At 49.9% G+C, this 377-nt stretch carries 1 protein-coding gene; it reads left to right on the forward strand.

Going from position 1 to position 377, the window contains the following annotated elements; genetic code table 11:
- Positions 1-70: 70 nt before the first annotated feature.
- Positions 71-377: hypothetical protein (locus AC1RPH_RS07990; protein ID WP_481762055.1), on the forward strand; the 307-nt coding region annotated here is incomplete at its 3' end.

Below are 377 nucleotides of genomic sequence, written 5' to 3' on the forward strand. Positions count from 1 at the left end.
GCTCCCGAGGTAGCGGATAAAACAGTGGAACAATACGTCGCTGAACTGCTGGAACAATCACGGAGCAAGAATGAAACTCTCTGACAAAGTATTGAACGAGCTGTGGAATAAGTATTTTATCAGTCGTGAAAATGCACAAACCGCGTTCTTTGCGGTATTGCAGGAATTGACTGATCGCATCGTGCGCGGCGATAAGCTGGACAAAGACGTGACTCAGCAGCAGATGGAGTGGGTAGCACGCGCCCTGAACGTGCCGGCCACGTGTGTAAAGGACAACGGAAAGGATGGCTACTACATCGTGTATGCGGGTGGTGCTAGCGGTGTCCTTGACCCGATGGTATATTCGAGCGACGCATTTTATATTCAGGCAAAACTTC

It is taken from the genome of Dellaglioa sp. CoH-57-MRSF-16 (assembly GCF_056782055.1).